This window comes from Streptomyces sp. CA-210063 (assembly GCF_024612015.1).
In the GTDB taxonomy this organism is placed as follows: Bacteria; Actinomycetota; Actinomycetes; order Streptomycetales; family Streptomycetaceae; genus Streptomyces.
Genome location: NZ_CP102512.1, coordinates 2050586 through 2076149 on the forward strand (window position 1 = coordinate 2050586; position 25564 = coordinate 2076149).

General features: G+C 69.4%; 21 protein-coding genes and 1 pseudogene. 6 read left to right on the forward strand and 16 right to left on the reverse strand.

The window, feature by feature from the left end:
- Positions 1-13: 13 nt before the first annotated feature.
- From JIX56_RS08900 to JIX56_RS08910, 3 genes are read right to left on the reverse strand one after another with little or no spacing between them, the layout of a single operon-like run.
- Positions 14-889, reverse strand: a complete 876-nt coding sequence (locus tag JIX56_RS08900; RefSeq protein ID WP_257538234.1) for a carbohydrate ABC transporter permease — start codon at positions 887-889, stop codon at positions 14-16.
- Positions 886-1827 (reverse strand): carbohydrate ABC transporter permease, encoded by a 942-nt coding sequence (locus JIX56_RS08905; protein ID WP_257538235.1) that lies wholly within the window; start codon positions 1825-1827, stop codon positions 886-888. Before JIX56_RS08905 ends, JIX56_RS08900 begins: the two co-directional genes overlap by 4 nt.
- The gene (locus tag JIX56_RS08910) at positions 1824-3110 is read right to left on the reverse strand and encodes an ABC transporter substrate-binding protein (RefSeq protein WP_257538236.1); all 1287 of its coding nucleotides are present in this window, start codon (positions 3108-3110) and stop codon (positions 1824-1826) included. Before JIX56_RS08910 ends, JIX56_RS08905 begins: the two co-directional genes overlap by 4 nt.
- 63 nt (positions 3111-3173) lie before the next feature.
- On the opposite strand from JIX56_RS08910, the gene JIX56_RS08915 reads away from it, so the two are divergent.
- The 3 genes from JIX56_RS08915 to JIX56_RS08925 all read left to right on the forward strand — a co-directional run bounded on the left by JIX56_RS08915 (position 3174) and on the right by JIX56_RS08925 (position 5794).
- Positions 3174-4523, forward strand: a complete 1350-nt coding sequence (locus JIX56_RS08915; RefSeq protein ID WP_257538237.1) for a Gfo/Idh/MocA family protein — start codon at positions 3174-3176, stop codon at positions 4521-4523.
- A 96-nt stretch (positions 4524-4619) separates the two neighbouring features.
- A complete protein-coding gene (locus JIX56_RS08920; RefSeq protein WP_257538238.1) occupies positions 4620-5078 on the forward strand; it encodes an SRPBCC family protein in 459 nt (152 codons plus the stop codon).
- A gap of 68 nt (positions 5079-5146) precedes the next feature.
- Positions 5147-5794, forward strand: a complete 648-nt coding sequence (locus tag JIX56_RS08925; RefSeq protein ID WP_257538239.1) for a class I SAM-dependent DNA methyltransferase — start codon at positions 5147-5149, stop codon at positions 5792-5794.
- Between the two features lie 29 nt (positions 5795-5823).
- On the opposite strand, the gene JIX56_RS08930 is transcribed toward JIX56_RS08925, so the two are convergent.
- The 6 genes from JIX56_RS08930 to JIX56_RS08955 all read right to left on the reverse strand — a co-directional run bounded on the left by JIX56_RS08930 (position 5824) and on the right by JIX56_RS08955 (position 13588).
- Positions 5824-6612, reverse strand: coding sequence for a hypothetical protein (locus tag JIX56_RS08930; RefSeq protein WP_257538240.1), 789 nt, complete (start codon positions 6610-6612; stop codon positions 5824-5826).
- A gap of 105 nt (positions 6613-6717) precedes the next feature.
- Positions 6718-7872 carry an XdhC family protein gene (locus JIX56_RS08935; protein ID WP_257538241.1) on the reverse strand — a complete coding sequence of 385 codons (1155 nt, stop codon included), beginning with the start codon at positions 7870-7872 and terminating at the stop codon, positions 6718-6720.
- Between the two features lie 54 nt (positions 7873-7926).
- Complete coding sequence (locus tag JIX56_RS08940) at positions 7927-9384, reverse strand: NCS2 family permease (RefSeq protein WP_257538242.1); 1458 nt, start codon at positions 9382-9384, stop codon at positions 7927-7929.
- 321 nt (positions 9385-9705) lie between these two features.
- Positions 9706-12093 carry a xanthine dehydrogenase family protein molybdopterin-binding subunit gene (locus JIX56_RS08945; RefSeq protein WP_257538243.1) on the reverse strand — a complete coding sequence of 796 codons (2388 nt, stop codon included), beginning with the start codon at positions 12091-12093 and terminating at the stop codon, positions 9706-9708.
- A 2-nt stretch (positions 12094-12095) separates the two neighbouring features.
- A complete protein-coding gene (locus JIX56_RS08950) occupies positions 12096-12698 on the reverse strand; it encodes a (2Fe-2S)-binding protein (protein ID WP_257538244.1) in 603 nt (200 codons plus the stop codon).
- Entirely contained in the window at positions 12698-13588 is an 891-nt protein-coding gene (locus tag JIX56_RS08955; RefSeq protein WP_257538245.1) for an FAD binding domain-containing protein, read from the reverse strand. The genes JIX56_RS08950 and JIX56_RS08955 overlap by 1 nt, the downstream gene beginning before the upstream one ends.
- A 345-nt stretch (positions 13589-13933) precedes the next feature.
- Between JIX56_RS08955 and JIX56_RS08960 the strand changes: the two genes are divergently transcribed.
- Complete coding sequence (locus JIX56_RS08960; protein ID WP_257538246.1) at positions 13934-15607, forward strand: PucR family transcriptional regulator; 1674 nt, start codon at positions 13934-13936, stop codon at positions 15605-15607.
- A 150-nt stretch (positions 15608-15757) separates the two neighbouring features.
- Positions 15758-16534 carry a hypothetical protein gene (locus tag JIX56_RS08965; RefSeq protein WP_257538247.1) on the forward strand — a complete coding sequence of 259 codons (777 nt, stop codon included), beginning with the start codon at positions 15758-15760 and terminating at the stop codon, positions 16532-16534.
- Between the two features lie 205 nt (positions 16535-16739).
- On the opposite strand, the gene JIX56_RS08970 is transcribed toward JIX56_RS08965, so the two are convergent.
- The 7 genes and pseudogenes from JIX56_RS08970 to JIX56_RS08995 all read right to left on the reverse strand — a co-directional run bounded on the left by JIX56_RS08970 (position 16740) and on the right by JIX56_RS08995 (position 24188).
- Entirely contained in the window at positions 16740-17630 is an 891-nt protein-coding gene (locus tag JIX56_RS08970; RefSeq protein WP_257538248.1) for a GntR family transcriptional regulator, read from the reverse strand.
- Positions 17631-18020: 390 nt separating this feature from the next.
- Positions 18021-18218: an inositol monophosphatase family protein gene (locus JIX56_RS47960; protein WP_443031795.1), complete on the reverse strand. Its 198-nt coding sequence runs from the start codon at positions 18216-18218 to the stop codon at positions 18021-18023.
- 91 nt (positions 18219-18309) lie between these two features.
- A pseudogene (locus JIX56_RS47965) lies at positions 18310-18534 on the reverse strand (hypothetical protein); the annotation flags it as partial.
- 284 nt (positions 18535-18818) lie between these two features.
- Positions 18819-20036, reverse strand: coding sequence for a hypothetical protein (locus tag JIX56_RS08980; protein ID WP_257538250.1), 1218 nt, complete (start codon positions 20034-20036; stop codon positions 18819-18821).
- Positions 20033-21691 carry a hypothetical protein gene (locus JIX56_RS08985; protein ID WP_257538251.1) on the reverse strand — a complete coding sequence of 553 codons (1659 nt, stop codon included), beginning with the start codon at positions 21689-21691 and terminating at the stop codon, positions 20033-20035. Before JIX56_RS08985 ends, JIX56_RS08980 begins: the two co-directional genes overlap by 4 nt.
- Positions 21692-21703: 12 nt before the next feature.
- Entirely contained in the window at positions 21704-23782 is a 2079-nt protein-coding gene (locus JIX56_RS08990) for an NB-ARC domain-containing protein (RefSeq protein WP_257538252.1), read from the reverse strand.
- A gap of 79 nt (positions 23783-23861) precedes the next feature.
- On the reverse strand, positions 23862-24188 hold the full coding sequence (locus tag JIX56_RS08995) for a hypothetical protein (RefSeq protein WP_257538253.1): 327 nt from the start codon (positions 24186-24188) through the stop codon (positions 23862-23864).
- Positions 24189-24584: 396 nt separating this feature from the next.
- Here JIX56_RS08995 and JIX56_RS09000 point away from each other — a divergent pair, with 396 nt between their 5' ends.
- Positions 24585-25457, forward strand: coding sequence for a (2Fe-2S)-binding protein (locus JIX56_RS09000; RefSeq protein WP_257538254.1), 873 nt, complete (start codon positions 24585-24587; stop codon positions 25455-25457).
- Positions 25458-25564 lie beyond the last annotated feature (107 nt).

Consider the following 25564-nt stretch of genomic DNA (forward strand, 5'->3'; position numbering starts at 1 on the left):
CCCTTGTCCCCCCTCATCCCTTGATCCCGGAGTTGGCCATGCCCTCCACCAGGAATCGCTGGAAGGCGAGGAAGAACAGCACGATCGGGAGGAGGGCGATCACCGACATGGCGAACATCGGGCCGAAGGCCGAGGTGCTCGACGCGTCGACGAAGGACCTGAGGGCCAGGGTCAGGGTGAACTTCTCGGGCGAGAAGAGGTAGATCAGCTGGGTGAAGAAATCGTTCCAGGTCCAGATGAAGGTGAAGATCGCGGTGGTGATCAGGGCGGGCCTGGTCAGCGGAAGAATCACCAGGAAGAAACTCCGGAACGGTCCACATCCGTCGATCCGTGCCGCCTCCTCCAGTTCCCTCGGCAGTCCGCGCATGAACTGCACGATGAGGAAGACGAAAAAGGCCTCCGTCGCGAGGAATTTCGGCAGGATCAGGGGCCAGTAGGTGTTCACCATGCCGAGCTGGTTGAAGATGATGTACTGCGGGATCAGCACGGCGTGATGCGGCAGCATGATCGTCGCGATCATGAAGGCGAAGAGCGGTCCACGGAAGCGGAATCGCAGGCGGGCGAAGGCATACGCGGCCAGAGAGCAGGACAGGACGTTCCCGACGACCGCGCCGCCGGCGATCAGCAGTGAGTTGCCGAGCAGTCGGCCGACCGACACGTCGTTCACGCCGTCGAGCGCCGTCTCGTAGTTGGACCATTCCAAACGGCTGGGCAGCAGGTCGAGGCTGGCGATGACCTCGTTCGCCGGCTTCACGGAGGTCGCGAGGAGCCAGGCCAGCGGGTACAGCATGACGAGGAGCGCGGCCAGGCAGCCGATGTGCAGGGCCACACGTCGCCACGCGATCGGCTTGCGGGCGACGGGAGTCGAGGTGGTCGTGGTGGTGGTCATCGGTCCCCCTCGGAGGCGTAGAAGACCCAGGAGCGGGACGTGCGGAACAGGATCGCGGTGACCGCGCCGATGGCCAGCAGCAGAACCCAGGCCATGGCGGAGGCGTAGCCCATGTGGGAGGCGACGAAGCCCCGGTCGTAGAGGTAGAGGGTGTAGAAGAGCGTGGAGTCGGCGGGGCCGCCCTTGCCGGCGCTGATCGCGAAGGCCGGGGTGAAGACCTGGAAGGCCTGGATGGTCTGGAGGACCAGGTTGAAGAAGATCACGGGCGACAGCATCGGCACCGTGATCGACGCGAACCGGCGCCAGGTGCCCGCCCCGTCCACCTCGGCCGCCTCGTACAACTCCCCCGGGATCTGCTGGAGTCCGGCGAGGAAGATGACCATCGGGGCGCCGAACTGCCACACCGTGAGCAGGGCCACCGCGAGCAGGGCCCAGCCGGGCCGGTTGACCCAGCCGCCGGTGCCGAGGAGGTTGTCGACGGTGCCGCCGTCGTTGAAGATCGCCCGCCAGACCAGGGCGATGGACATGGAGGCGCCGAGGAGCGAGGGGGCGTAGAAGGCGGAGCGGTAGAAGCCCCGGCCGCGCCTCATGTTCTTCAGGGCCAGGGCCACCAGGAGGGCGAGGGCCAGTTGGAGCGGTACGGCGATGACGACGTACGTCAGGGTCGCCACCACCGAGCGCCAGTAGCGCGGGTCCTCGGTGAACATCTGGGTGTAGTTGCGCAGGCCCACCCAGTTGGGGGCGTTGAACAGGTCGTAGTCGGTGAAGGAGAGGTAGAGCGAGACGGCCATCGGGAGCAGGGTCAGGACGCAGGCCCCGAGCACCCAGGGGGACAGGAACACCCAGGCCGCGCCCTCGCGGCGGCGTCGCCGGGCGGGTCCGCCGGTCGGGACAACTCCCTTTTGGCGTGCGGTGGTCGGCAATTGCGTGGTGGTCATGACCTCAGCTCCGCCTTCGCCTCGGTGATGTAGTTCTCGGCGGCCTCACGGGGGGACATCCGCTCGTACGACACCTGGTCGTAGTCGCGCTGGAAGGTGGTCTGCAGTGCGCTGTCGCCCGAAGGGGGCGCCTGAGGCGGCGGGTTGAGCTTTCCTTCGACCGTGGCCTGGTAGTCGTAGATGGTCTTGTCGAAGTCCTTGAGGTCGGCCGCGATGTCCTCGCGGATCGACTCGTTGACGGGGATGCCCCGGGTCGCGCCGAGGATCTTCGCGGCCTCCCTGTCGTTGAGCATGAAGTCGATGAGCCGGGCGGATTCCTCGGGGTGACCGGAGTCGGCGGCCACGCCCATGAACATGGAGGGCTTGAAGTACTGGCCGGGTGTGCCGTCCTCGCCGGCCGGCATGGGGGCGAGGGAGATCCCGGTGGGGACGAGCGCGAGATAACCGCTGGCGGGAGCGTCCCAGTTGACGTCGGAGGCGGCCTTGCCCCGGCCGAGCGGCGTGTTCTCGACCGTGCCGTCGATCTGGGTGGTCTGCTCGGCGGACGAGACGACGCCCTCGCGGCGCAGTGTGTCGGTGAAGCTCCACCAGCGGGTCAAGTCGTCGGCGTCGAAGCCGAGTTGCCCGTCGCCGGTGTACAGGGACTTGCCCTGGCCGCGCAGCCAGACCTCGAAGGCGTCCTCGCTCTGGCCGGGGTCGGTGCCGCCGGGCACCCCCGTCTCCTCCGCCACCTTCCGCATGGCGTCGGCCCATTCGCTCCAGGTCCAGCCCACCCGGGGCGGTTCGACGCCGGCGGCCTGCCACTTCTCCGTGTCGTACACCATGGTCTCGGTGCCGCGACCCTGCGGTACGGCGTACTGCTTGCCGTCCACCTTGCCGGTGGCGAGGAGTCCCGGCTCGAACTCACCGGTGTCCAGGGCGGATCGCTGTTCGGCGAGGTCGAGGAGGACACCCCCGGAGGCGTACTGGTCGATCATCCGGTAGTCGAGCTGCATGACGTCGGGCGCGTCGCCGCCGGCGGCCTGGGTGGCGAGCTTCTGCTTGTAGGCCTCGTAGCCGGCGAAGGAGGTCTGGACGTCGATCCCCGGGTTCTGCTTCTCGAAGAGCTCGACGGCCGCCTGGGTTCTGGCCGCCCGGTCCGGATTGCCCCACCAGGTGTACCGCAGGACCGCCTTGCCGCCCACGCCGGTCGCCTCGTCCGTGCCCGAGCAGCCCGCGAGCGCCGCGCAGAGGGCGAGGACCACGGCCGTCGCGCAGGACTTCCTCGTCCTGTTTCCGGGCATGAGTGGGTCACCTCTTTCACTAGAAAGCGCTTCCCCCCTCGCATGACCCTAGGGAAGGTCCGGATGTCACAACAAGACCCCTGCACCACCTCCATGGGACACCGTCGCGCCGCCGTGGTGGGTCTCGGGGCCCGCGCGCGGATGTTCACCGAGGCGCTGACGGGACCCTTCGCGGAGCGGATCGAACTGGTGGGCTTCTGCGACACGAACGCGCACCGCATGGCCGTCCACAACTCCTGGATCGCGGCCGACCACCCGGGCCGCCCGCCCGTACCGGCGTACGCGGCCGAGGAGTTCGACGAGATGCTGCGGCGCGAGCGGGTCGATCTGGTCGTGGTCTGCACCATGGACCGGTCCCACGACGACTACATCGTCCGCGCGCTGGAGGCGGGCTGCGACGTGGTCACCGAGAAACCGATGACCACCGACGCCGAGCGCGCCCACCGCATCCTGGAGGCCCGGCGGCGGACGGGCCACGAGGTGCGTGTCTCCTTCAACTACCGCTACAACCCGGTGCATTCGGCCGTACGCGAACTGATCACGAGCGGTGAGATCGGCGAGGTCGGCTCGGTGCACTTCGAGTGGCTGCTCGATCTGCGGCACGGCGCCGACTACTTCCGCCGCTGGCACCGGGACAAGGCCAACTCCGGCGGCCTGTTGGTCCACAAGTCGACCCACCACTTCGACCTGGTCAACTGGTGGCTCGGCACCCGCCCCGAGACCGTCTTCGCCCAGGGCGGCCTTTTCTTCTACGGCGACGAGGCGGGCCGTCGCCGGGGCCTCGCCCGCGACTACACCCGCGCCCACGGCGTCCCGGCGGCCGAGGACGACCCGTTCGCCCTCCACCTCAAGGACTCCCCCGTCCTCACCTCCCTGTACCTGGACGCCGAACGGGAGGACGGCTACCACCGCGACCAGAACGTCTTCGGCCCCGGCGTGACCATTGAGGACGACATGGCGGTCCTGGTCCGCTACGCCTCCGGCGCCACCCTGACCTACCACCTCACCGCGTACGCCCCCTGGGAGGGCTACCGCATCGCCTTCAACGGCAGCGAGGGCCGCATCGAGCTGCTGGTCGAGGAGTCGACCTGGACGCGCCCCCACGTCCGTACGACCGGCGCGAGCCCGGTCCTGCACGGAGTGGAGGCCGAGGACGGGGCCGGCCGGACGGAGCTGCTGGTCCGCCGGTTCTGGGAGCGGCCGCGCGAGGTGAAGGTGACGACCGGCGAGGGCGGGCACGGCGGCGGGGATGTACGGATGCTGACCGACCTCTTCGGCGAGCGCGTCCCGGACGAGCTGGGGCGGGCGGCCGACGCCGTGGACGGGGCTCGGTCCCTGGTGACGGGGCTGGCGGCGAACCGGTCGTTGGAGACGGGGATGCCGGTGGCGGCGCGGAAGTTGCTGGACGTGTGAGTCCCGAACAGCGGCGCCCTGCCAGGGATGGCTCACGGGGCGACGGCCCTCCGCCGCGTCCGCCACATCCCCGGTTGTCCACTTATGATCAACTTCGTGGTCCTCTTCGCCCTGGAACGCCTCTCGCCCCTCCCCGCCGACCACGCCTGGCAGCGCCTCACCGACTGGCCCCGGCACGCCGACGTCGTCCCCCTGACCCGCGTCACCGTGCGCACGCCGCCGCCGACCGGCGAGGGCACGGTGTTCGTGGCCCATAGCGGCATCGGCCCGCTCGCCTTCGACGACCCGATGGAGGTCGCGGTCTGGCAGCCGCCGGAGGGGGAGGAGGTGGTGGGGAGGTGCCTCCTCGTCAAGCACGGTTCGTTCGTCACCGGGTGGGCCGAGATCGAGGTGCACCCGTACGGCGACGGCGCGTGCCGTGTGGTGTGGCGCGAGGATCTGCGGGTGCGGTGGCTGCCGGTGTTCTGCGACCGGCCGCTGGCCTGGCTGGCACGGCGGATGTTCGGGCGGGCGATGGACGGGCTGTTGGCGGCCGACGGGCAAGACACGAACTGAGCCTCGCGGTCCCCACCCCCGGCCGGTGATCGGGGCCGTTGTCAGACCCCCCGGCTACTGTCCGAACCATGACCACACACCGCCCGCACACCACCCGGGAGTCCTACGACACTGTCGCCGCCGACTACGAGAAGCTGCTGAGAGACGAGCTGGCGAACAGCCCGTTCGAGCGGGCCATGCTGGGAGTGTTCGCCGAGCGGGTGCTGGACGCCGGGGGCGGACGCGTCGCGGACCTGGGGTGCGGCCCGGGGCGGATCACCGGGCATCTGGCCTCGCTGGGGCTCGACATCTGCGGGATCGATCTCTCGCCGGAAATGATCGCCGTGGCCCGCTGGGCCCACCCCCGGCTCCGGTTCGACGTCGGCACGATGACCGCGCTCGACTTCGAGGACGGCTCCCTGGCCGGCGCCCTCGCCTGGTACTCCACGGTGCACACCCCGCCCGCCGGACTCCCGGCGGTATTCGACGAGTTCCACCGGGTGCTCGCCCCCGGCGGCCTCCTCGCGATGGCCTACAAGGTCGGCGACGAGTCCGTGCACCTGACGCACGCGTACGGCCACGACCTCGCCCTCGACGTCTACCGCTTCCCACCGGAGCTGATCGCCGAGCTGCTGGGGGACGCCGGGTTCATCGAGGCGGCGCGGCTGGTACGGGAGGCCGACGGACCGACGGCGACCACCCCCCAGGCGTACGTGCTGGCGCGCAAGCCGGAGTAGGCGGCCAAGAGCCCGAAGGCGGGGGCCGGTCAGGACGTGCCGGGGTCCCCGTTCCGGGGGGCGGTCGCCAGGCCGTCGCGGCGGTCGCGGTCGCCGTCGCCCGTCGTGCTGAGCAGGGTGTCGCAGATCTCGCGCAGCTTGTCGGTGGCCTGCTTGGAGAACAGCCCGCAGAGCCCGGCGATGCCGGAGAAGCCGTACGGGTTGGTCGCCCCGGCGCCGGAGCTGCCGGCGAACAGGCCGCCGCGCAGCAGGAGATAGACGAGGAGGGCGAGGGCCACGCCGATACCGGCGCGCAGCAGGTACCACCACAGCCAGCTCGCGTACAGCCGCCGGTTGCCGACGTACGTCGCGAAGGACGTGGCCGCGTGGACGAAGCTTCCGAGCGCACTGCACACGACGACCGCGAGCAGCATCGCGGTGTCGGCCGTCAGCGCCCAGTCGCCGAAGCCGAACGGCGACCAGCGCGCCGTGGCCGTCGCCTCCGCCCCGGGCTCGACCGTCGCGAGCACCACCGGCCAGAGAGTCACAAGGGCGCCGCAGACGAAGACGACGTCGGCCAGGAGGAAGAGGCCCAGCGCGGTCGTCGCCGCCGTCGACAGCCGCCGCTTGTCACGGGTGCCATCGGCTCCCGCCTCGGTCGTACCGTCGTCCGCGCCCGGGCCGGCACCGCCGTCGTCCGCGTTCCCGGCGGAGTCCGCACGGCCGTCGTCCGCACCGCCTGCCCCGCCCGAACCCGAACGGCTGTCGCCCACATCCGGGCCCGTACGACCGTCCGGACCCTCGTCCATGCCCCCGCCCGGGCCCTCTTCGATGCTCACCGCGCTCAACTGTCCGCCCCCGTTGTGCCGTTGCCGTATCGCACACGGTCACCCCTGCCGCCCCGGGGGTCAAGTCACCGGTTCGGGTCCGGGTCGGGTTCACGTTCAGGAAATCCGAAGGCTCGGCAGTTCCGTGACGCCGGGGGTGCCGTCGTGGTGGATCGGCGTGTGCGCCCCGGTCAGGGGGACCCCGCTTCCCCCACGCCGGTGGGCGACGATCTCGGAGGCGATGGACAGGGCCGTCTCCTCCGGCGTACGGGCGCCCAGGTCGAGGCCGATGGGTGAGCGGAGTCGCGCCAGCTCCAGTTCGGTGACGCCGACTTGGCGGAGGCGGGTGTTGCGGTCGAGGTGGGTGCGGCGGGAGCCCATGGCGCCGATGTAGGCGACGGGGAGTCGTAGGGCGAGTTGGAGGAGGGGGACGTCGAACTTGGCGTCATGGGTGAGGACGCAGAGGACCGTGCGGGCGTCCACCGAGGTGCGCTCCAGGTACTTGTGGGGCCATTCGACGACGATCTCGTCGGCCTCCGGGAAACGGGTGCGCGTCGCGAAGACGGGGCGGGCGTCGCAGACGGTGACGTGATAGCCGAGGAACTTGCCGATGCGGACGAGGGCCGAGGCGAAGTCGATCGCACCGAAGACGATCATCCGGGGCGGCGGAACGGAGGATTCGACCAGGACGGTGAGCGGTGCTCCGCAACGTGAGCCCTGCTCTCCGATCTCCAGGGTGCCGGTGCGGCCGGTGTCGAGGAGGGCGCGGGCCTCGGCGGCGACCGTGCGGTCCAGTTCGGGGTGGGCGCCGAAGCCGCCGTCGTACGAGCCGTCCGGGCGGACCAGCAGGGCGAGCCCCCGCAGGTCCGCCGGGCCGGAGACGATCCGGGCCACGGCCGCCGCCTCCCCGCTCGCGGCGGCGGACAGCGCGGCGGCGACGACCGGGCGGACCGGGTCGCCCACCCGTACCGGCATCACGACGATGTCGATGATTCCGCCGCAGGTCAGGCCGACGGCGAAGGCGTCCTCGTCGCTGTAGCCGAAGCGTTCGAAGACCGGTTTCCCGTCGGCCGACGCCTGTTGGCACAGGTCGTAGACGGCACCCTCCACGCAGCCGCCGGAGACCGAGCCGATCGCCGTGCCCTCGGCGTCCACCGCGAGGGCGGCGCCGGGCAGGCGGGGCGCGCTGCCGCCTACGGCCACCACGGTGGCCACGGCGAAGTCACGTCCCTGCTCGACCCACCGGTGCAGCTCTTCGGCGATGTCCAGCATCTGTCGGTCTCCTTACAGGCAACGGTTGCGCGGACGGTACTTGCCAGGCGGGCCCTAGTGCACGCCCAGCCAGCCCTCGATCGGGTTGAGGGCGAAGAAGACGAGGAAGACCGCCGTCAGGCCCCACATGAACGCGCCGATCTCCCGGGCCCGGCCCTGGGCGAGCTTGACGGCGACGTAGGAGATGACTCCGGCCGCGACGCCCGCGGTGATGGAGTAGGTGAACGGCATGATCACGACGGTCAGGAAGACCGGGATCGCGGTGGCGCGGTCGGACCAGTCGACGTGTCGGGCGGTCGTCATCATCATGGCGCCGATGACGACAAGGGCGGCGGCCGCGACCTCGCCGGGGACGATCGCCGTCAGCGGCGTGAAGAACAGGCAGGCCGCGAAGAACAGGCCGGTGACGACGGAGGAGAGGCCCGTACGGGCACCCTCGCCGACCCCGGTCGCCGACTCGACGAACACCGTCTGGCCCGAGCCGCCGGCCACGCCGCCGATCGCGCCGCCCGCGCCGTCGATGAACAGCGCCTTGGACAGGCCCGGCATCCGGCCCTTGTCGTCGGCCAGCCCGGCTTCCGTGCCCACGCCGATGATGGTGGCCATCGCGTCGAAGAACCCGGCGAGTACGAGGGTGAAGACGATCAGGCCGACCGTCATCGCTCCGACATCGCCCCAGCCACCGAACTCGACGTGACCGAGGAGCGAGAAGTCGGGCATCGAGACCGCGCCGCCGTGCAACTCCGGTGCGCCACCGGCCCATTGCCCGGGGTCGATGACGCCTAGGGCGTTGAGGATCACGGCGAGGACCGTGCCACCGACGATGCCCAGCAGGATCGCGCCGGGGACGCCGCGCGCCTGAAGCATGAAGATCGCGAGCAGGGTGACCGCGAAGAGGAGGACGGGCCAGCCGGCGAGTTCGCCGTTCGGGCCGAGGGCGACCGGGGTCGCCTTGCCCTGGTGCACGAAGCCGGCCTTGTAGAAGCCGATCAGGGCGACGAACAGGCCGATACCCATGGTGATCGCGTGCTTCAGCGCCAGTGGGATGGCGTTCATGATCATCTCACGGAGGCCGGTGACGACCAGGAGCATGATGACCACGCCGTACATCACGCACATGCCCATCGCCTGCGGCCAGGTCATCCGGGGGGCGACCTGCGAGGCGATGACGCCCGAGACGGAGAGGCCGGCGGCGAGGGCGAGCGGCACCTTGCCGACGAAGCCCATGAGGAGCGTGGTGACGGCCGCGGCGAGCGCGGTCGCCGTGATCAGGGCCTTCTGGCCGAGGGTGGCGCCGGCGGCGTCCGGGCCGGACAGGACGAGCGGGTTGAGCAGGAGGATGTACGCCATCGCCATGAAGGTGGTGACACCGCCGCGGACTTCTCGGGCGACGGAGGATCCTCGGTGGGTGATGTGGAAGTACCGGTCGAGCCAGGGCCTGCCGGCGGGGACGGGGGGTTCCGCGGTCGCGTCCTCGGCTGTGGCCTTCGGCTGGAGTGACTGCTGGGTCATGTGGGCCTTCTCCCAAGGTTCACAGGGGCACCCGGCCGTCGCACTGGGCTTCGGCGGGTTTTGGGAAGGTGCCCGACCCGGGGGACGGCCCGAGACGTGGTACCTGCGGTGCTTGACCGGCTGCCTCTGAGCTCGGGGGTTCGGGTTCGTCGGCGGGTACGGGTGGGTGGGGGGCTGGTCGCGCAGTTCCCCGCGCCCCTGACCGGCATAGGTCGCGCCCGGTGCTTTTAAGGGGGCGCGGGGAACTGCGCGAGCAACCACATCCCACCCGCACCCGCCGACGAACCGCACCCCCCGAGCTCATACGCGGCCCGAACCGAACTACGCCGTACCCGTCAGATGTTCCGGGCGTACCGGCGTCCTGTTCAGCTCCAGCCCCGTCGCATCCCGAATCGCCGCGAGGACGGCCGGAGTCGACGACAGAGTGGGCGCCTCGCCGACGCCGCGCAGCCCGTACGGCGCGTGGTCGTCGGCGAGTTCGAGCACGTCGACGGGGATGGTCGGCGTGTCGAGGATCGTGGGGATGAGGTAGTCCGTGAAGGAGGGGTTGCGGACCTTCGCGGTCTTCGGGTCGACGACGATCTCCTCCATGACCGCGATGCCGAGGCCCTGGACCGTGCCGCCCTGGATCTGGCCCACCACGGACAGCGGGTTGAGGGCCTTGCCGACGTCCTGGGCGCAGGCCAGTTCGATGACCTTGACCATGCCCAGCTCGGTGTCGACCTCGACGACCGCCCGGTGCGCGGCGAAGGAGTACTGGACGTGGCCGAAGCCCTGCCCGGTGCGGAGGTCGAAGGGTTCGGTCGGCCGGTGCCGCCACTCCGCCTCCACCTCGACGGCCTCGTCGTCGAGGACGTCGACCAGGTCGGCCAGCACCTCACCACCGTCGGTGACGACCTTGCCGCCCTCCAGGAGCAGTTCGGCGGTCGCCCAGGCGGGGTGGTAGGTGCCGAACTTGCGGCGGCCCATCTCCAGTACCTTCTCCCGCACCAGCTCGCAGCTGTTCTTGACCGCGCCGCCCGTGACGTACGTCTGACGCGACGCGGACGTCGAACCGGCCGAACCCACCTGCGTGTCAGCCGGGTTGATCGTCACCTGGGTGACACCCAGCTCCGTGCGGGCGATCTGCGCGTGGACGGTGATGCCTCCCTGGCCGACCTCCGCCATGGCGGTGTGGACGGTGGCGACGGGTTCGCCGGCGACGACCTCCATACGGACGCGGGCGGTCGAGTAGTCGTCGAAGCCCTCGGAGAACCCGACGTTCTTGATGCCGACCGCGTAGCCGATACCCCGTACGACGCCCTCGCCGTGCGTGGTGTTGGAGAGGCCGCCCGGCAGCTGGCGTACGTCCGCCGCCTCGCCGGCGGTGAGCCACTGCTGCTCGGGCGGGAGGGGCATCGCCTTGACGCGGCGCAGGAGTTCGGCGACCGGGGCCGGGGAGTCGACGGCCTGGCCGGTCGGCAGGAGCGTGCCCTGCTCCATGGCGTTGAGCTGCCTGAGCTCCACCGGGTCCATGCCGAGCTTCGCCGCCAGCTTGTCCATCTGCGCCTCGTACGCGAAGCACGCCTGGACCGCTCCAAAGCCCCGCATCGCGCCGCAGGGCGGGTTGTTGGTGTAGAGGGCGATGGCCTCGATGTCGACGTCGTCGACGACGTACGGGCCCGCGCCGAGCGAGGCGGCGTTGCCGACGACGGCCGGGGAGGCGGAGGCGTACGCGCCGCCGTCCAGGACGATGCGGGCCGACAGGTGCGTGAGCTTGCCGTCGCGCGTCGCCCCGTGCTCGTAGTACAGCTTCGCGGGGTGGCGGTGGACGTGGCCGAAGAAGGACTCGAAGCGGTTGTAGACGATCTTCACCGGCTTGCCGGTGCGCAGTGCGAGCAGGCAGGCGTGGATCTGCATCGACAGGTCCTCGCGGCCGCCGAAGGCACCGCCCACACCGGCCAGCGTCATGCGGACCTTGTCCTCGGGCAGGCCGAGCACGGGCGCGATCTGGCGCAGGTCGGAGTGCAGCCACTGGGTGGCGACGTAGAGGTCGACGCCGCCGTCCTCGGCGGGCACGGCGAGCCCGGACTCGGGGCCGAGGAAGGCCTGGTCCTGCATGCCGAAGACGTACTCGCCCTCGACGATCACGTCCGCGCGCTCACGGGCCGCCGCGACGTCACCTCGGATGATCGGCTGGCGGTGGAGGATGTTCGGGTGGGAGACATGGCCGACGTGGTGGTCGTCGCGGCCCTCGTGGACGAGGATCGCGTCCGGCGCGGTCGCGGAGGCCTCGTCGGTGATGACCGGCAGCTCCCGGTATTCCACCTTGATCTTGGCGGCGGCGCGGCGGGCGGTCTCCGGGTGGTCCGCGGCGACGATCGCGACGGGCTCGCCGTGGTGGCGGACCTTGCCGTGGGCGAGGACCGGGGTGTCCTGGATCTCCAGGCCGTAGGTCCTCACCTCGGTCGGCAGGTCGTCGTACGTCATGACGGCGTAGACGCCGGGGGTCGCGAGGGCCTCGGCCGTGTCGATGGAGACGATCTCGGCGTGGGCGACCGTGGAGCGCAGGATCTGGCCCCAGAGCATGTCCTCGTGCCACATGTCGGACGAGTAGGCGAACTCGCCGGTGACCTTGAGGGTGCCGTCCGGGCGGAGCGTGGACTCGCCGATACCGCCCTTGGTGCGGGAGCCCTGGGTGATGTTGGTGGGCAGGCCGGTGGTTCCCATGCTCAGACCCCTTCGGACTGCCGGGCGGCCGCGAGGCGGACCGCGTCCATGATCTTCTCGTAGCCGGTGCAGCGGCACAGGTTGCCCGACAGCGCCTCGCGGATGTCCGCGTCGCTCGGGTTCGGGTGGCGCTCCAGCATCTCGTCGGCGGCGACGAGCAGACCCGGCGTGCAGAAGCCGCATTGGACCGCTCCAGCGTCGATGAACGCCTGCTGGATCGGGGAGAGTTCACCGCCTTCGCCGGTCTGCGAGTCGGTGCCCCTCGCGGCCCACTCCTTGGCCGCGTCGAGCGAGGTCCCGCCCGTACCAGGCGTGCCGCACGCGCCGGACGCACAACCACCGTGCTCCGCACGCTGCTTGGCGAAGTCCGCGAGCCCCTCGACGGTGACGACCTCGCGGCCCTCCACCTGCCCGGCCGCGACCAGACACGAACACACCGGTACGCCGTCCAGCCGGACGGTGCACGAGCCGCACTCGCCCTGCTCACAGGCGTTCTTCGAACCCGGAAGTCCCAGCCGCTCCCTCAGCACGTACAGCAGGGACTCGCCCTCCCACACGTCGTCGGCTTCCTGTGGACGGCCGTTGACCGTGAAGTTGACGCGCATTACGCAGCTCCCTCCGAGACGCGGGCGGTGCCGCGGTACGACTCCCAGGTCCACATCAGCGTGCGGCGGGCCATGACTCCGACGGCATGGCGGCGGTAGCTCGCGGTGCCCCGGACGTCGTCGATCGGGTTGCAGGCGCCGGCGCACAGGTCCGCGAACTGCTTGGCGACCGACGGGGTGATGATCCTGCCGTTGTCCCAGAAGCCGCCCTCGTCGAGCGCCGCGTTCAGGAACTCCTCGGCGGCCTCGGCCCGGACGGGGGTCGGCGCCGCCGAGCCGATGCCGGTACGGACGGTGCGCGTCGACGGGTGCAGGGCCAGCCCGAAGGCGCACACGGCGATGACCATGGCGTTGCGGGTGCCGACCTTCGAGTACTGCTGAGGGCCGTCCGCCCTGTCGATGTGCACGGCACGGATCAGCTCGTCCGGCGCGAGGGCGTTGCGCTTGACGCCGGTGTAGAAGTCGTCGATGGGGATGAGCCGGGTGCCCCGCACGGACTGGGCCTCGACCTGGGCGCCCGCCGCGAGGAGGGCCGGGTGGGCGTCGCCGGCCGGGGAGGCGGTGCCGAGGTTGCCGCCGACGCCGCCGCGGTTGCGGATCTGCGGGGAGGCGACCGTGTGCGAGGCCAGGGCGAGGCCGGGCAGCTCGGGACGGAGGTCCTCCATGATCCGGGTGTACGGGACGGACGCACCCAGACGAACCGTTTCCTCACCGACCTCCCACTCGTGGAGATCGCCGATGCGGTTCAGGTCGAGCAGATACTCGGGCCGACGGTGGTCGAAGTTGATCTCGACCATCACATCGGTGCCGCCGGCGATCGGCACAGCGGTGGGGTGCTCGGCCTTCGCGGCGAGCGCCTCCTCCCAGCTGGCGGGGCGAAGGAAGTCCATGCGACCGGCTCTCTTCTTCGTCTTGTGGTCGTCTCGTTTGAGCCAGATCGTGTGCGGCGGGCCCGGCTCGTCCATGCGCTGTTCAGGTGTATCGAGCTTCAGTACACAGCGCGCTCCTCCACCCCTGTCAGTCACGGAAAACATGAAGGAGTTGGCTGGCCAGGGGGCGCATCTTGTAGATTCGTATGAACGCACGTCATCAGCACCCTCTTCGTTTTGTGCTGGAAACATCCCGCACACACGCGGGGCCCCCCGGCCTTCACGACCACCCTCCTCCGGAAGTCACGGACACGCTTCCCGGGCGAACCGAACGTTGTTTTCTAGACAAGAACGGCGGCGACGAGAATGCGCCTGCGCGCACTGCTGGACACCGACGCGCTGGGTCTGCGGCTGCTCGGCGGCGAGGACGAGCTGGACCGCACCGTGCGCGGTGTGATGACCACCGACCTCAGGGACCCCAGCCGCTACCTCTCCGGCGGCGAGCTGGTGCTCACGGGCCTCGCCTGGCACCGCGACGCCGCCGACTCCGAACCCTTCGTACGGCTCCTGGTCGGTGCCGGGGTCACCGCCCTGGCCGCCGGCGAGGCCGAGCTGGGCGACATCCCGGAGGACCTGGTCGTGGCCTGCGCCCGGCACCGGCTGCCGCTGTTCGCGGTCAACGAGTCGGTGGCCTTCGCGACGATCACCGAGCACGTCGTACGCCAGGTCTCCGGCGAGCGCGCCGGGGATCTGGCGGCCGTGGTGGACCGCCACCGCCGGATGATGACCTCCGGCCCGGCGGGCGGCGGCCCGGACGTCGTCCTGGACCTGCTCGGCTCCGACCTGGACCTCAGGGCCTGGGTGCTCTCCCCCGCCGGCCGGCTCATCGCGGGCCCCAAGGTCGGCGGGCCCGCCCTCCCCGCCGAGCTGTGCGCGCGGCTGTCCGCCGAGCACCTGGCGGCGACCCGCACGGGGCGGCGCGGCCCGCACCGCGTGGCCGTCGGCACCACCACGTACTCGCTCTTCCCGATCAGCAGCACGGGCCGCGCGCCCGGCGGGGCCCGTGACGTCCGCGAGACGGTGCTGTCCGACTGGCTCCTCGCGGTCGAGGCCGACGCCGGGGACTGGCCCGCCGAGCGGCTCGACCTGCTGTACGGCGTCGCCCAGCTGATCGCGGTCGAGCGGGACCGCCGCGAGGCGGCCCGTACGGTACGGCGACGGCTCGCCCAGGAGATCCTGGAGCTGGTGCAGGCGGGGGCCGTCCCCGCCGAGATCGCGGCCCGGCTGCGGGTCGCCGCGCCGGTGCTGCTGCCCGGCCTCGGGACCGCACCGCACTGGCAGGTCGTCGTGGCCCGGGTCGAGTGGGACGGCGCGGACGTCGACGGCGGCCCCGTCACCCAGGCGCTCCTGGAGGAGATCCTCGTCGATCCCCTGGCGACGGGCCCCGAGCCCTCGGACCGCATCGCCGTCGCCCACACGGGTGAGGAGGCCATCGCCCTCGTCCCCCTCCCGGCGATCGCCACGGAACACGACGGCTCCGAGTCCGGCATCCTGGCCGACACGCTCCTCGCGGCCGTACGGGAGCCGCTGACAGCCGGCCTCGACGACGACGGACGGCTCACCGTCGGCGTCAGCGCGGCCGTGCACTCGGCCGAGGGGCTGCGCGGCGCCCTGGAGGAGGCCCGGCACGCCCGCCGGGTGGCGGCGGCCCGCTCCGGCCGGGTGTGCGCGGCCGGCCACCAGGAGCTGGCCTCACACGTCCTGCTCCTGCCCTTCGTCCCCGACGACGTACGCCGCGCCTTCACGGCCCGTCTCCTCGACCCCCTGCGCGACTACGACCGCCGGCACCGCGCCGAGCTGATCCCGACCCTGGAGGCGTTCCTGGAGTGCGACGGCTCCTGGACGCGTTGCGCGGCGCGCCTCCACCTGCACGTCAACACGCTGCGGTACCGGGTGGGCCGCATCGAGCAGTTGACGAGCCGGGACCTCTCCCGGCTGGAGGACAAGCTGGACTTCTTCCTGGCACTGCGCATGAGCTGAGGTCATGGGGGTGTGGGCGAAGATCCATATGCGCCGTCCGCACCCCATGACTTTGTGAATTCCTTCACCCACCCCCTTGGCCGGGCCCGGGGATTCGTGCTGAGATGCGGCCACCACTCAAAGCTCAAAGGCGTGCTCGGGGAGGGCAACGTGGCGCATACCGCCATGTCCGGTAACGGAACGACCGCCGGTGACGATCCACTCCAGACCGCGGTATGGCGGCTGCGCTCACGCGCCTGCTGGGTCGACGCGGCCGCCCTCATCGAGCCCGTCACCCCACAGGCCTCGCTCCAGCGGACCGCGCTGCTCGTCGAGCGCTGTCTCTACACCGAGCAGGGCTGGGAGGAGGCCGAGGACGCGCTGCGCACGGCCGAGGCGCAGGCCCAGAGCGACGACGAGCGGGGCGCGGCGGCCTGTGAGCGCGGCCAACTGGCGTACGCCGCCACGCTGCTCGGCGTACGGGACCGCTCCGACGAGGCGCGGGCCGCGCTCGGCCGGGCGGCGGCCCTGATCGCCCCCGGCGCGCCGGGCCGGGCCCTGCTCGACTTCCGCCGGGGCGTCCTCGCCGAGAACCTCGCCCGCTCCCCGCAGGCCGCCCGCGCCGCCTACCGCCGTGCCCACGCCGGCGCCACCGCCCACGGCGACCTGCTCCTGCAGTCCTTCACCTGGCGCCATCTCGCCGGACTGGCCCTCCGTGACGGCGAGTTGGCCGAGGCCCGTCACGGCTTCGCCGAATCCCTCCGCATCCGCGAGGAGTTGGGCTACCTGGTCGGCACCGCCCCCGCGCTCGTCTCCCTGGCCGACACAGAATCCGACCCGGAGGCGTCTCGACTCCGCGAGGAGGCCGGGCGGTTGTTCCGGCTTCTGGGAGGGGTACCGACGTGGTTGGCGAGGCAGTTGGCACCACCACCGGCTGCGACGGCGTGACTGCGGGAAGGTGGTTGTTCGGGCGCGGGTGGGTGGGGGCTGATCGCGCGGTTCCCCGCGCCCCTGAAAGACGAAGACACGGCCCTGCGGGCCGAAAAGCACGGGGCGCAGCCCCTGCTTTTCAGGGGCGCGGGGAACTGCGCGAGCAACCACACACGACCCGCAGCCGAAAGCGCACCTCAACCCCTACGGCGCCGCCCCGCCCTCAACCCACCGCGCCGAAATGCTTCTCCACCAAACAGCAAGCCGCGTCCAGGTCCTGCGCCACCAACGCGTCCAACAAGGCGATGTGCTCGGCGGCGTCAGCCATCAGTTCCACCCGACCACCGCCCCCCGCCCCGCCCAAGTGGCCAACGCTCCGCGGAAGTTGCGTACGCCGGTGCAGATCATCGGCGATCTGCGTCAACTGCTCGTTCCCGGCCAGCCCCAGCACCCCCCGGTGAAAGGCCCGGTCCGCTTCCCCGTACGTCGCCCGGCACCCGGAGGAGGCGGCCCGAGCCGTCTCCTCGGCGAGGGGCCGCAACTCACCCCAGCGGTCCGCCGGCACCGTACGCGCGAGCCGCATGATGACCGGCACCTGGAGCAGCGCCCGCACCTCCGCGAGTTCGGCCAGCTCCCGGGCGCCCCGCCGTACGACACGGAACCCGCGGTTGGGCACGACCTCGACCGCGCCCTCGATGGCCAGTTGCTGCATCGCCTCGCGCACGGGAGTCGCCGAGACCCCGAACTGCTCACCGAGCGCGGGCGCCGAGTACACCTCTCCCGGCGTCAGCTCCCCGCCCGCGAGCGCGGCCCGCAGCGCGTCGAGGATCTGCCCCCGCACGGAGGCCCGTTGGACGACCGGGCGGCCCGGCGCGCGGGGCATGGGGATCGGCGTCTCGCTGTGCGTGTGCTCACCCCGGGCCGCGTCGGCGACGGGGCCGGTGTCGCCGCGTACCGCCGACCCGCCGCCCCCGTCCGCCGCGATGCCCCGCTCCCGGTCGACGTCCGCGACTCCGGGCTGGGCGGGCACGCGGTAGGCGGACGCCGGACGGGCGGCGACGTCCGGCGCACTGGCGGCCGCGGCCTGACGCGAGCGAGGTCCGGCCTGCTCCACGGGTTCTCCTCCGAGCCGAGTCGTGTGTCGAGTAGTGCGGCCGACGGGGTACAGACGGGGTACATGGGGGCGCTTAGGTCACTACTGGGGTTGTTACCACGAGTATAGGGTTTAATCCCCCTGCGCTCACATTTACCCAGGTCAACCGGACGCTTTTGGGGCAGTAGGTGTGCGGGGTCGAATCCGGGTCGCACCGAAGGTGGAAACACTTCCGCAAACGGCGTTTTCGTACGGGAGGCCGCCGGTTCGACGTGACGGTTCACCGGTCACAGTTGATCTGCTCGTGTGCGAGGTCGCGGACCGGGCCGTGCGCGGGGTCGGCCGGCGCCGCAGTACGGGAGACCTGGTTGAGCCACGCGATCGCGTCCGCGACCCCAAAGGGGTGCAGGTTCAGAGATCGCCGACAGAGGACTCAGATCTGCGTATGCAACGAAGGACCTCTTCATGCAGTACACCGTTGCTGAACAGGGCAGCCCCAGCATCGAGTGCGCGCCCGCCCGTCATGTCGCTGAATCGGCCACCAGCTTCCTCGACGACCGGAACCATGGCGGCAACGTCCCATGGTCCGCATCCGGCCAGCAGGAACACATCCAGTCGGCCAGCGGCAACCAACAACGCGCACCAATCCCATCGTGATGTCGTCGTTGTCTTCGACGGCGATGAGGGTACGCCAGTCTGGTCGCCCGGCCGCGAAGCCGGCCGTTCCGTCGATGGGGTCGATGAAATGAGCCCGCCGCCACGGTCGTGGGTGCGGGGGTTCGCCAGGATGTGCAAGCGCTGCGTCGTCGTGGAGTGCGTCCGCGTGTACGCGCGTGGCCCCAAGCAGTTCCAGAACCTCGGTGACGTTGCGCCGGGTCGAGGCTGTCCAGACCACCTCCACTTCGTCGTAGTGACGAGTAGCCACGAAAGTTCGAGTCTAAAGACCGCGCGGGACGTTCCTCGCAGGCGCTTCGAAGCCCGCAACTGCACAACCGCACTCCGTCTCGGCGGCATCGCCGAGACAGGCTCGCCGAGCGCGACAAGCCCTGCAGCGCCCACAAATGCCCGCCTTGCCGCAGAACGTTGAGCACGCAGCGCGGGCCTTCAGTCACAACTCGCTCTCCGCCTTGAGCAGACAGGCGGTGACTCACAGCCTCCTCCCAAGCTGGGATCTGGTTCATCCGCGCGTTGGGAGGACGGTTCGTCATCTTATGAAAGGCGTTCGAAGTAGTAGGGCAGCCATTCTTCGAGGAACGCTGAGAAGGGCACGGCGGCGGGACACACACGCCGGTTGAAGCCGGACAACGCCACCATGTCAGGGGGAAGAGTGTCTGCTCGGTTGAAGAGCGCGATCATTATCTCGTAGATGTGGCGTCGTCTCGCTGCGATGACACCGGCCCGGATGGAGTCGGAGTCCAGGTCGGGGGCCTGCGCCTTTTTGCGAAGGAGTTCGCCGGCGATGGCCGGTACAACGTTGTTGCAGAGAACCGTGATCAGCTTGGGGTTCGGGGACAAGTCGATTCCCGCCGATGAGCTGTAATCGAAGCGGTCGACGAAGGCTTCGGTGAACGGCAGCAGGACTCGCGGTGTCCCGAAGCCCGCCACGAGCCTGGCCAGCGGCTCTGCGGAGGAGGCTGTGAGCTGCAGTTGAACCGCCAGCAGCGCTGACTGCAGTCGGGGCATGGCCACCAGTTCCGCGGCCATGCGGTATTCCTGGGCCGTGAACGGGAGCCGGCCGAGCATGTACGACGTTGCCATCTCGCGGGCTTCGGCCTCCGTGAGCAGTACCGGTGGACCATCGCCTGGCGAGCTGGGTGGCGTGTGCTTGGGACCGTGGCCTGGCGGGTTTTCCGTTGCGGCCGAGCGGTAGAACTCGCGCAGTACGCGGGAGGCAGGCAGCGCGGAGTCCGGTGGTGCCTGACATGAACGGACGAGGCGGGGCCAGTCCCGCGCCAGTATGCGCATGTTCTTGCGGCAGGACTCAGCGGGATCGGCGCCGGTCGCCGCGGTGAGCCGGTCGATGCTGCGCAGCAGGTAGTCCGCTGGTGTGGAGGGGGCCACGGTCCGTCGTGCGCGTGCGCGTGCAGCTTCGCGGCTTCGTCCGGCGTCGGCTGTGAAGTACTCGTGAAGATAGGTGTGGCCGGCCGCCCCGAAGTGGACAGCGACGTCTCGAGTTCGTGTGGCCTGGACCCAGTACGCACTGCGCACTGCGCTGGGGCAAGGCTCCGCGAGTTCAGCCACGGAGATGGGGGGCGATGCCGCCGGTGCCAGCCCTCCGCTCATGAGTACCCGCACGAACTGGTCGTTTGCGCGGATCTGATGCCGGGGAGGGCTTCGAAACCACAGCTCCGACGACATTTTCGTCGTTTGGATCTGTTCGTTGACCGACTGCAGGTAGATGTCGAGGCTGCGGCGCTCCGGTGTCATGGGTGCGTGTCCGCGGTGTCGTTCACCAGGGCCACGTAGCCTTGAAGCAGCCGTTCGGTGATGTGGTGGCCTTCCTCTCCCAGGCTGAACCGTCTTGAGCTCAGAGCGGAGGCAAGGAGAGCGAACGCCATCGCTGTGGTCAGCGAGTCCCTGTCCCCCTCCCCCAGCCAGCTCGCTGTGACGGTGAGGTCCCGGATGAATGAAGGCAAGGAACGAACAGCCCACGCGTCTGCCGGTCCCGGCATGGCACTGGCTTCGGCTGCTCGTGATGGGGCCAGCAGCCGGCCGAGGTCCAGCAGGAGGCTGCGGAGGGCGGTGGTGGATCCGTGGATGGCTTCCTGTCCGGCCGGGCTGATGATGTGGGGGGATGCCATGCACTCTGCTTCGATGACCTCGTGGATGTCCTCAGGGGACATTTCCCGAAGCCAGATCCGCGCGCGCTTGCGCCGCGCCTCCCTCATGTCGGCGAAGAAGGGCATGTTGAGAGGGCCTTGCAGGTCGAACTGGAGTCTTTGCACGAGTCGGCCGACGGGAGACGTACGGTCAGCGGTTTTCTGGGACATTTGCCGTGTGCGTAGGTTGTTGAGTGTGACGCCTGCGCATTGACGTGAGTACCACTGGGTGAAGGCCTCTCCGGTGAGAGAGTGCCGCCGGGGGTCTACCAGAAGGTCCGGTCTTGCAGAGAGTTGGTCCAAGGCTGCTTCGATAGCGGGTTTTTCATGGTGCACGGCGGAAAGGAATCGCTCTTGTGATCCGCCGGTGACGAGGAACTGCTTGAGTGGCGTGTGGCCGGGCTCTTTCGAGCCGAGTTGTTCCTCGCTGTCATCAGTGCGGTGGAAGGACGCCATGACAGCGCTTCGGGCCGCTCCGGTCGACGTGCGGTATCGATGGTGGACCAGTCGGCTTGCCGCGAAGATCGTGTGACATGGCGCGTCGAGATCGGTCAAGTGCACCACCAGCGGGTCAGGCCCTTCGATGAAGCCTGCCTGTGCGGTAAGTACTTCATCGACTCGGCTCTCGGACGGAAAGATGCAGGCGTCTTCGTCACTCCAGACGCTCCCGTCCGCTTCCACGAAGCACTGTCTGAAGAGCCGGTTCGTGCGCGGCAGGTAGGTCAGCCCCTGGCCTGAGGGTCCTTTCGCGCTGCCCAGCTTCCAGGTGACAACCACTTTGTACTCGTCGATGAAGGGGCTGTTGTCCAGGTGCAGGGTGTTGTCCCGGGCGACCACGTCGACTGGGTAGGTGTCCTTGGCCCGCATGTCGATCATCTTTATCGGGCCGCCCAGTGCGTAGGCGATGAGGACGACGAAGAGCGGGTGCGCGACGGTGTCCCACAAGCCGGGGTTCGTCAGCAACGGTGTCGACGAGGCGATGTTCAGGTAGCTGTGCAGCGTGCCGCGGCTGCCGCCTGCGCGCATCTCCGCGTCGTAGGTTTGCCGGAAGTCGTCGAACTGGCTCGCCGCGAGCAGTCCGGTCGTGCTGACGGCTCCCTCGCGGGCGAGCGCTCGGCTCAAGGTGCCAAGGGCTTGTGTCCCGATGAGATTGTCCAGCGTGGCGCGGAAGCGGGCGTCCTCGGTGCGGCGCGCGAGCTGACGATAGGAGGAAGGACTGGCCAGTCGATCGGAGGGGACGAGGGGCGTGTGACGCAGAGCCATGTGGTTGCCGTTTCACCTGGGCTCGCCTGCGCTGACGAAGCGATCGAGATCTGTGAGGACGCGATGGACCTCGGCCACCGCGCTGTCGTTCCCGACTTGGGTGTAGGCATCTTCGAGTTGCTGCAGAATCGCGCGAACGGAACGGGAGTTGCCGAGTGCTTCTTCGGCTCGCCATGCACGTTCCAACCAGGTGCAGCCTTTCTCGAGGTCTCCGGACCTGACTCCGGCTGTCCCGAGGACTCGCAGGGCGAGCGCGCGGCCGTACGCGTTCGCCCTTTCCTCGCACATCGCCAGGCTACGCAGGCCCAGGTCTTCGGCCCAGGTGTAGCGTCCCAGCTCGATGAGGGCGCGTGCGGCGTCGTACAAGCCTCGTGCTTCGCGCACGGCGTTGTCGTTGCGCCGGGATTCTCTGGCGGCGCGCAGGCCCCAGCGCAGGGCCTGGTGGTAGGAGCCGGAGCGGAGTGAGAGTTCGGCCATGGCGTGCTGGGTGGAGGCTGTCTGGCTGCTGTCTCCGCGGGCACTTTCAATGCTGAGGGCCGTCAGGAGCTGTTCCTTTGCGGAGTCGAGCCGTCCGGCGTCGGCGAGCGCCCTTCCCAGGCCGCGCCGGCAGTGGGCCTCCATCGGGTGGTCGCCGGCCACGGCCGCTTGGAGGGCGCGTTCTTGGACCTCAAGGGTTTTGGGGACGTCTTGTCGCCAGTAGAGGTAGGTGTTGACGCACCAGGCGAAGCGGGTGACGAACTCGCAGTCGTGGGTGTCTGATGCTTCGTCCATCAGGCGGACCATGGATGGTGTGATGGTGCTGAACCAGGTGAGTGCCTCGGGAACGGTGAATCGGACCTCGCCAGCGATCCGTTCTGCTGTGTCTCCCAGCGCGATCGGTGCGCGGTTGGGGTCGATCGCTTGGTCGGCTGCGAAGCTGAGCGCGAGGTAGGTGGTGCGGATCCGGCGGGCGATGTCGGTCTGTTGTTCAGCGTTCAGTACTTGGGCGCGCGTCTCAGACAGGTACGCCCGGATGATGTCGTGCATGCGGTAGTGCCCTCGGCTGATCTCGTCGATCAGTGAGGCGAGAGTCAGTGCGCGCAGGGTCCGGTCGCATCTGGATTCGTCCTGGTCGAGGACGAGGCGCAGCACGGCGCTGGAGAGCTCGGTGTTGGGCAACATCGATGCTGCGTACAGGACGTACTTGGTTTCGGGATCGAGGTCTTCGACGGACCAAGAGACGACTCTTCCGACCTCTATGCCGAGATCAGCGTCGTCGAGGAACCGCAGGGGGGTGTCTCCGGACTGGATTCCTGCGAGTGCGTCCTGGAGGTCCCAAGTGGTGTGGACGGCGAGTTTGGCGGCGACGATGGCGAGCGCCAGTGGGTGTCCTTCCAGCAGTTCGACGATGCGGGTCGCGCTGTGGTTGTCCCTGCCGACGCGGACGAAGCCCACGCGTTCCGCGAGCAGTTCGATGCCTTCTTCGATGCTGAGCAGGGGCAATTTGAGGACCTGAGCCTGGTGCCGAATGATCATTTCCGGGATGGCGCGTCGACTTGTGACAATAAGGCTGGAGCCCACGCCAGGGACGAGTTCTTTGACATCGTCGTATGTCGACACGTTGTCAATTATTACCAGGCACTTCTTTCCTGCTGTCGCTGCGAGGAAGGCGTTGCCCCATCCTGTGTCATCGGTCAAGTCGGAGCGGCTTACGCCAAGCGCGGCCAGGAAGGTGCGCAGCGCGTCACGGGGTTCCACCCTCGGGGCATTCGAATATGCCTGCATGTCGACGAAGAACTGCCCGTCGGGGTAATTTTCCAGCCGCGATCCCGACCATGCGAGTGCCAGAGTGGTCTTGCCCGATCCGGCCAGTCCCCACAGCACACAGCACCGGGATCCCAGGGATCCCATGGCGTCGTCCATGGCTTTCAGGAGGTGCGACCGGCCGATGACCCGGCCCACGCCGCCGGGCAGCATATGCGGTACTTCAGCACGGTTCACCGAGGGTGATCGCTGGACATATATAGGACCTGACGACCCCACCTGCAGCAGCTGATTCGCCGACAGGCGTTCCGCAATATTATGTGGACCGCCTTCCTGTTCGGGATTCACTGAGCCTTGCCTCCAGTCCTTTGTCCACGGCGCGGGCCAGATCCGTCCCTAGCACTTCGTATTCCCGCTGCGTTGTGCGTCACATCGAGACGTTACCAACGTTTTGGGCCTGAATGAGTTTCTGCACATTGCTGGATGTCACGGAGTTGTTGACGCCAGCGGACATGGAAAGCCTGTGCAGATGGTCCCGGAACGTTGGGTTCTGACTCGCGTGTGTGGACAGCAGGGCGTGGAGTTCACGCCTGTCATCCGCGGAGAGAGCTCCTCGTTCCGCTCGGGCCAGGACTTCTGGTTCCTGTGAAGGCTCCTGATTTCCGTCAAGGTGGCGGCGGATGAGGTCGATGAGCGCAGCGCCGGACCCTTCGGAAATCTTGGCGAGCGCAGCAGTCACAATGGCCTCTGTCACGCGTCACTCTCCCTGATTGAGTTGGCAGGACCGGACAGGCCAGGGCGGGTTGGCAAGAAAGCAGGTGCAGGTAACGGTACCCTCCGCCTTGGCTGCCAGAAGCACAATCCGCAAGAAGAAACGATTCTTCTGACGGCTGCTCTTTACCTGGCAGCGATGGCGAAACGGCGGTCTCCGTATGCCCATGATCGACGCGGCGCGCTACCTCGTCGACAACGGCATCAAGTGGCGGGGCGAGGCTGCACGACCGGCTGCGCGGAGCTGTCCGCGTCAGAGAGGTGCGGCAGAGCTGTCGGCCATGAAGCGCGATAGGCGCACTAGCCCTCAGTTCAAACCTCCGCCGCCTTGGGTAAGGTGAGCCTTACCTGGCAGCGATGGTGAAACGGCGGTCTCCGTATGCCCCAGTCAGCACCGGCACCGGCACCGGCACCCACTTCGCGAACGTCCCCCGTGACAGCCGCGTACGCCCGCCTGACCGAGGTTCTGCCGGTGATGAGCGTGACAGAACTCTCCCCCGGTGATCCATTGCCCGATGGTGAGGGATGGGTCAGCGCCGCCGGACTCGCGGCGGCCGGACCCGAGCTCGACGCGTTCCTCGCGTGGGACGAGGCCCAGGTACTGCGGGACTACGGCCGCAAGGGCCGCCCGGACGTGGTGGCGACGTTCGGGCTGCACCGGTACTCCTGGTACGCCTGTCTGCTCTTCACGGTCCCCTGGTTCCTGCAGCGCCGGGTGCCGCGCTTCCCGGCCGAGCATGTCGCGTTCCAGCGCGAGCAGAGCCGGCTGGTGGTGCGGGGCGAAACGTTCAGCTGCCTGCCGGGCGATCCGGCGGCCGGTGAGCCGGGCGCCCGGGTGGTCCCGGACGAGGAGGCACTGCGGGCCGAGGTCCGGGCGGCGTTCGCCGAGCACATAGAACCGGTACTCGGCGGCTTCGGCCCGAGGATGCGGCGGCGTGGCCGCGCGCTGTGGGGCATGGCGACCGACGAGATCGTCGAGGGCATCTGGTACATCGCCGAACTCCTCGGCGCGGACGAGCAGGAGCGCTGCCGACGCGAGCTGGAGCTGTTGCTGCCGGGCGCGACCCGGCCGTACGTAGGGGCCGCGGGGTTCCGTGAACTGACCGGCCCCGGCGGTGAGTCGCTGCCCACCCGGGACCGGGCGAGCTGCTGCATGTTCTACACGCTGGCCCCGGAGGACACCTGCGTCACCTGCCCGCGCACCTGCGAGGCGGACCGGATCGCCAAACTGACGGCCGCCGCCACCACTTGACGGACCCTCGCGATCGCCGGGATGCTCCTCGCCGGAGCAACCCCCCGGCGATCGCCCGCGGCATGTGCCGTAAGATCAACTCCGGGTGGGACCCTCGTTGGGTTACA